This window comes from Mycobacterium sp. MUNTM1, assembly GCF_054660795.1.
This window is the reverse complement of sequence record NZ_BAAGDE010000012.1, coordinates 117418-123417: the sequence shown is the minus strand read 5'-3', so window position 1 is coordinate 123417 and position 6000 is coordinate 117418. Positions and strand designations below refer to the sequence as shown.

Genomic DNA, 6000 nt, shown 5'->3' with positions numbered 1-6000 from the left:
GCGCGCTCTGATACAGACAGATGGCCGCGGCCGACGCCACGTTGAGGCTCTCCGCGCCGCCGGCCATGGGGATGCGCATGCGGTGGTCGGCCGCCGCCGCGATTTCAGTTGGCAGACCGTGTGATTCGGGGCCGAACAGCCACGCCGTCGGTGTGCCGAGCAGGTCGGTGGCCTCGTCGAGCCGCGTCTCGCCGTCCACGGTGGTGGCGAGCAGCTGCAGGCCCGCGGCGCGCAACGCGTCGACGGCGGCGCGCGGGTCCGGCTCGACGACGACCGGGACCGAGAAGATGCTGCCGGCCGACGCGCGCAGGCACTTGCCGTTGTACGGGTCGACGCTGTGGCCGCCGAGGATCACGCCGGCCGCGCCCATCGCGTCGGCAAGGCGGATGAGGGTGCCCGCGTTGCCCGGCTCGCCGATCTCGACGGCGACCGCGACCAGCGCGGGCGAGCCGGCCAGCAGGTCGCGCAGCTGGGTCTGCGGCATTTCGCACACGGCGACCAGTCCCGCCGGGGTGACGGTGTCGGACAGCGCTTTTGCCGCCCGTTCGGTGACCGGATGCACCGGGCATCCGGTCGATGCCAAAGTCGCCAGCAGCGACGCATGACGCTGCTGGGCGACCTCGGTGGCGAAGACGTCGCGAACCAGGCCGCGGCGGGCGGCGGCCTCCACCAGGTTGGGGCCTTCGGCGAGAAATCGGCCCGTCCGCCGGCGGCCGACGTGACGGTGCAATTTGACCGCCGCGGCGACCCTGGCCGAACGTTCGGTCAGCACCTGGACGGTCCGCACCGTCTCTGGTTAGGCCGCTTCTCCGGAATCCGAGGGAGCGTTGACGTCCTCGGGCAGTGCCGCCCGCGCGATGTCGACCAGCGCCGTGAAGGCGGCCGGGTCGGCGATCGCGATGTCGGACAGGTTCTTACGGTCCACTTCCACACCGGCGGCCTTGAGGCCCTGGATCAGCCGGTTGTAGGTGATGTCGTTGGCGCGCGCCGCCGCGTTGATGCGCGAGATCCACAGTTTGCGGAACTCGCCCTTGCGCGCACGACGGTCGCGGTAGGCGTAGTTCAGCGAGTGAAGTTGCTGCTCTTTGGCCTTGCGGTAGAGCCGGGATCGCTGGCCGCGATAGCCCTTCGAGGCCTTCAGGATGCTGCGCCTCTTCTTGTGGGCGTTGACCGCCCGCTTCACGCGTGCCATTGGATGTTCCTACTCTCGTTCAAAATGGTTGGTCGGGTCGCCGTGCCAGCTCGCGCTGCGGGTCTGGCCGGCGCGGTGGTCAGCCGTTCAGCAGGCTGTTAACGCGCTTGGTGTCGTTGGCCGACACCGTGGTTCGGCCGTCGAGGCGGCGAGTCCGCTTCGAGGGCTTGTGCTCGAGCAGATGCCGGCGGTTGGTCTGCTGGCGGACGATCTTGCCGGTTCCGGTGCGCCGGAACCGCTTTGACGCCCCGCTGTGGGTCTTGGCTTTGGGCATGTTTCCTCTGTTCTATGAAGGGCTCGAGTGCTGAGTACTCGAGCTCTTGCTGCTGTCTCGCGGTCAGTTCGACGAAGGTTCGGCTTCGGCGGCCGCATCGTCCGATGCCGCGCCGCCCCCGGGTCCTTCCGGATGCCGCGCCTTGGCGCGGGTCTTCGCGCCGCGATGCGGTGCCAGCACCATCGTCATGTTGCGGCCGTCCTGCTTGGCGGACGTTTCGACGAAGCCGTACTCGGCGACGTCCGCACCCAGGCGCTGGAGCAACCGATAACCCAGCTCGGGCCGCGACTGCTCACGTCCGCGGAACATGATGGTGACCTTGACCTTCGATCCCGCTTCCAGGAAGCGGATGACGTGACCCTTTTTGGTCTCGTAGTCGTGATCGTCGATCTTCGGTCGCAGCTTTTGTTCTTTGACGACGGTCTGCTGCTGGTTCCGGCGGGATTCGCGCGCCTTCTGCGCCGCTTCGTATTTGAACTTGCCGTAGTCCATGATCTTGCAGACCGGCGGCCTGGCGTTCGGGGCAACTTCGACAAGGTCGAGATCGGCGTCCGCAGCGACGCGCAGTGCGTCTTCGATGCGCACTATGCCTACCTGCTCTCCCCCTGGGCCGATCAATCGGACTTCAGGTACGCGAATGCGCTCGTTGACGCGGGTCTCAGTGCTGATGGGGCCTCCCTTGTTGGGCTTCTATATCGTGCGGTGACGACCGGTCCGGACGGGCGGAGGAAGCAGCGGCGGAGACACCACACCACTAGCAAAAAAGCCCTGCACAAGCAGGGCCCAATGCCGACCGATCACGGCTGGAAGCTACTCGAGCCGCCCGCGTTGCCCGCGGAACAGGCATCCGCGATGCCTGTGACCGGACCGCTGAACCTGGGAAGATCCGCTCAGGGATTTCGTCGGTGCGCGGTGGGAGTGGGACTCCACTTAACTGTTCCTGGCATTCGCCGGGATGGTCGCAGGCGCCAGTTTAGCAGCCTTGAGGTGGCTTTTAGCACTTCGGCCGGGCGACCGCGCTGCAACGGGGGTCGACGCGGCCCGAAAAGCGGTCCCAAAACTCGTGCCCGCCACACTTAGCGCTTCGACAAGCTTTTCACGGATTGAGGGCATATCCTCGCGGTCTGTGACACTCGCATCTCCTCGTTCGGGGCCGCGTTTGCGGCCCGGCGGCCGGTCGAACTCGCGGTATCGCTGGGTGCCGGCAGCGGCCGGATGGACTGTGGGCGTCATCGCCACCGTGTCGCTGCTCGGGAGCGTGTCCCCGCTGATCAGGTACCTGATCAAGGTTCCCCGCGAGTTCATCAACGACTATCTGTTCAACTTCCCGGACACCAGCATCGCGTGGTCGTTCATCCTCGCCCTGCTGGCCGCGGCGCTGACCGCGCGCAAGCGCATCGCCTGGCTGCTGTTGCTGGCCAACATGATCCTGGCCGCCGCGCTGAACGCCGCCGACATCGCCGCGGGCGACAACACCGCCGCCGAGATCTTCGGCGAAAACCTCGGGTTCGCCGTACATATCGTGGCGATCGTCCTGCTGGTGCTGGCCTACCGGGAGTTCTGGGCCAAGGTCCGCAAGGGCGCGCTGGTCAAGGCGGCCGCGGTGCTGGTCGCCGGCGACGTGGTGGGGATCCTGGTGTCCTGGGGCCTGGTCGAGCTGTTCCCCGGAACGCTGGCCCGCCCGGACCGCCTACCGTACGTGGCCAACCGGGTGGTCGGGTTCGCGCTGGCGGATCCGGACCTGTTCACCGGCCGGCCGCACGTATTCCTCAACGCGATCTTCGGGTTGTTCGGCGCGCTGGCGCTGATCCTGGCGACGATCGTGCTCTTCCAGTCCCAGCGCGCGGAGAACGCGCTGACCGGCGAGGACGAATCGGCGATCCGCGGGCTGCTCGAGCTGTACGGCAAGAACGACTCGCTGGGCTACTTCGCCACCCGCCGGGACAAGTCGGTGGTGTTCGCCCAGAGCGGGCGCGCCGCCATCACCTACCGGGTCGAGATCGGCGTGTGCCTGGCCAGCGGCGACCCGATCGGCGATCCCCGGGCCTGGGGCCAGGCCGTCGACGCCTGGCTGGGTCTGTGCCAGACCTACGGTTGGGCGCCGGGCGTGATGGGCGCCAGCACCCAGGGCGCGCGGGCGTACCGCGAGGGTGGCCTGAACGCGCTGGAGCTCGGCGACGAGGCCATCCTGCGGACGTCGGATTTCAAGCTGTCCGGCCCCGACATGCGCGGGGTTCGTCAGGCCGTGACCCGGGCCCGGCGGGCGGGGCTGACCGTGCGGATCCGGCGCCACCGCGACATCGCGGCCGACGCGATGGCCGACACCATCGCCCGCGCCGACGCCTGGCGGGACACCCAGACCGAGCGCGGCTTTTCCATGGCGCTGGGCCGGCTCGGCGACCCCGCCGACGGGGACTGCCTGCTGGTCGAGGCGCTGGACCGGGACGGCAGCGTCGTGGCGATGCTGTCGCTGGTTCCGTGGGGCACCACCGGCGTTTCCCTGGACCTGATGCGCCGTTCGCCGCAGTCTCCCAACGGCACCATCGAGCTGATGGTCAGCGACTTGGCGCTGGGCGCCGAAGCCCTTGGCATCACCCGCATTTCACTGAACTTTGCGATGTTCCGCTCGGCGTTCGAACAGGGCGCCCAGCTCGGCGCCGGTCCCGTCGCCCGGCTGTGGCGGGGGCTGTTGCTGTTCTTCTCGCGGTGGTGGCAGCTGGAGACGCTGTACCGCTCGAACATGAAGTACCAGCCCGACTGGGTGCCGCGGTACGCCTGCTACGAGGACGCCCGGCTGATTCCGCGGGTCGGCGTCGCCTCGGCGCTCGCCGAGGGGTTCCTGGTGTTGCCGTTCGGCCGGCGCAAGACCCACACCGGCCACTACCCCGCCGTCCCGCAGCGACTGGCGGAATCCGGACTGTTGCATCACGACGGCAGCGCACCGGACGTCAGTGGGCTACGGGAGCGTCGCGAGACCGCGGACGAGGAAGAGACCAGGTCTCGTCTGCCCGAACAGGTGCGGGTGCGGCTGGCCAAGCTGAAGATATTGCAGCGCAACGGCGTTGACGCGTATCCGGTCGGAACTCCGCCCAGCCACACCGTCGCAAACGCGCTGGACGCGGACGACGGCGACACCATCACCGTCTCGGGCAGGATTTTGCGGATCCGCGACTACGGCGGCGTGCTGTTCGCCCAGCTGCGCGACTGGTCGGGGGAAATGCAAGTGCTGCTGGACAATTCGCAGCTGCAGCGCGGCCGAACCGCCGACTTCACCGCGGCCATCGACCTGGGCGACCTGGTCGAGGTGTCCGGCCACATGGGCTTCTCCAAGAAGGGCAGCCGCTCGCTGATCGTCGCCGACTGGCGGATGATCGGAAAGTGCCTGCGGCCGTTGCCGAACAAGTGGAAGGGGCTGACCGACCCGGAGGCGCGGGTGCGGACCCGCTACGTCGACCTGGCCGTCAACCCCGAGTCGCGGGAGTTGATCAAGGCGCGCAGCGAGGTGTTGCGCTCGGTCCGGCAGACGCTGTTCGCCAGGGACTTCATCGAGGTCGAGACGCCGATCCTGCAGCAGATCCACGGCGGAGCCACCGCCCGGCCCTTCGTCACGCACATCAACACCTACGACCTGGACTTGTTCCTGCGCATCGCGCCCGAGCTCTACCTGAAGCGGCTGTGCGTCGGCGGCGTGGAGCGGGTTTTCGAATTGGGCCGGGCCTTTCGCAACGAGGGGGTGGACTTCAGCCACAACCCGGAATTCACCCTGCTGGAGGCCTACCAGGCCCACGCCGACTACAAGGTGTGGATCGACGGATGCCGCGAGCTCATCCAGAACGCCGCCCAGGCCGCGCACGGCGAGCAGATCGTGCTGCGGCCCGGCGCCGACGGCCGCCTGGAACCGGTCGACATCTCCGGGGTGTGGGCGGTCAAGACCGTCCATGACGCCGTGTCCGAGGCGCTCGGCGAGCACATCGACCCCGCGACGTCGCTGTCCACCCTGCGCAAGCTGTCCGACGCCGCGCACATCCCCTATCGGGCGCACTGGGATGCGGGCGCGGTGGTGTTGGAGCTGTACGAGCACCTGGTCGAGGACCGAACCGAGGAGCCGACCTTCTATATCGACTTCCCCACCTCGGTGTCCCCTCTGACGCGGCCGCACCGCAGCGAGCCGGGCGTCGCCGAGCGGTGGGACCTGGTCGCGTGGGGTGTCGAGCTGGCCACCGCCTACAGCGAGCTCACCGATCCGGTCGAGCAGCGCCGCCGCCTGCAGGAGCAGTCGCTGTTAGCTGCCGGCGGGGATCCCGAGGCGATGGAGCTCGACGAGGACTTCCTGCAGGCGATGGAATACGCGATGCCGCCGACCGGTGGCCTGGGCATGGGCATCGATCGGCTCGTCATGCTCATAACGGGCCGCAGCATCCGCGAGACATTGCCATTTCCGCTGGCCAAGCCGCATTAGCGCGGGCCCGACCGTCCAGCAAGCCCATAGCGAACATTAGGTGAATATGTTCCAGGCCGGTTACCAATAGATCAC

5 protein-coding genes are annotated in these 6000 nt (G+C 68.1%); 1 reads left to right on the top strand and 4 read right to left on the bottom strand.

The genetic code is table 11. From position 1 onward, the window contains the following. From ACYQ8K_RS09590 to infC, 4 genes are all read right to left on the bottom strand, one after another. Positions 1-772: TrmH family RNA methyltransferase (locus ACYQ8K_RS09590; protein WP_459968359.1), on the bottom strand; the 772-nt coding region annotated here is incomplete at its 3' end. 24 nt (positions 773-796) lie between these two features. After that, positions 797-1192 (bottom strand): 50S ribosomal protein L20, encoded by a 396-nt coding sequence (gene rplT, locus ACYQ8K_RS09585; RefSeq protein ID WP_007776071.1) that lies wholly within the window; start codon positions 1190-1192, stop codon positions 797-799. 79 nt (positions 1193-1271) lie between these two features. Then, complete coding sequence (rpmI, locus tag ACYQ8K_RS09580) at positions 1272-1466, bottom strand: 50S ribosomal protein L35 (protein ID WP_083094064.1); 195 nt, start codon at positions 1464-1466, stop codon at positions 1272-1274. A gap of 63 nt (positions 1467-1529) precedes the next feature. Further along, positions 1530-2135, bottom strand: a complete 606-nt coding sequence (gene infC, locus ACYQ8K_RS09575) for a translation initiation factor IF-3 (protein WP_459968357.1) — start codon at positions 2133-2135, stop codon at positions 1530-1532. Positions 2136-2592: 457 nt separating this feature from the next. Here infC and lysX point away from each other — a divergent pair, with 457 nt between their 5' ends. Next, positions 2593-5925 (top strand): bifunctional lysylphosphatidylglycerol synthetase/lysine--tRNA ligase LysX, encoded by a 3333-nt coding sequence (gene lysX, locus ACYQ8K_RS09570; RefSeq protein WP_459968341.1) that lies wholly within the window; start codon positions 2593-2595, stop codon positions 5923-5925. Positions 5926-6000: the final 75 nt, after the last annotated feature.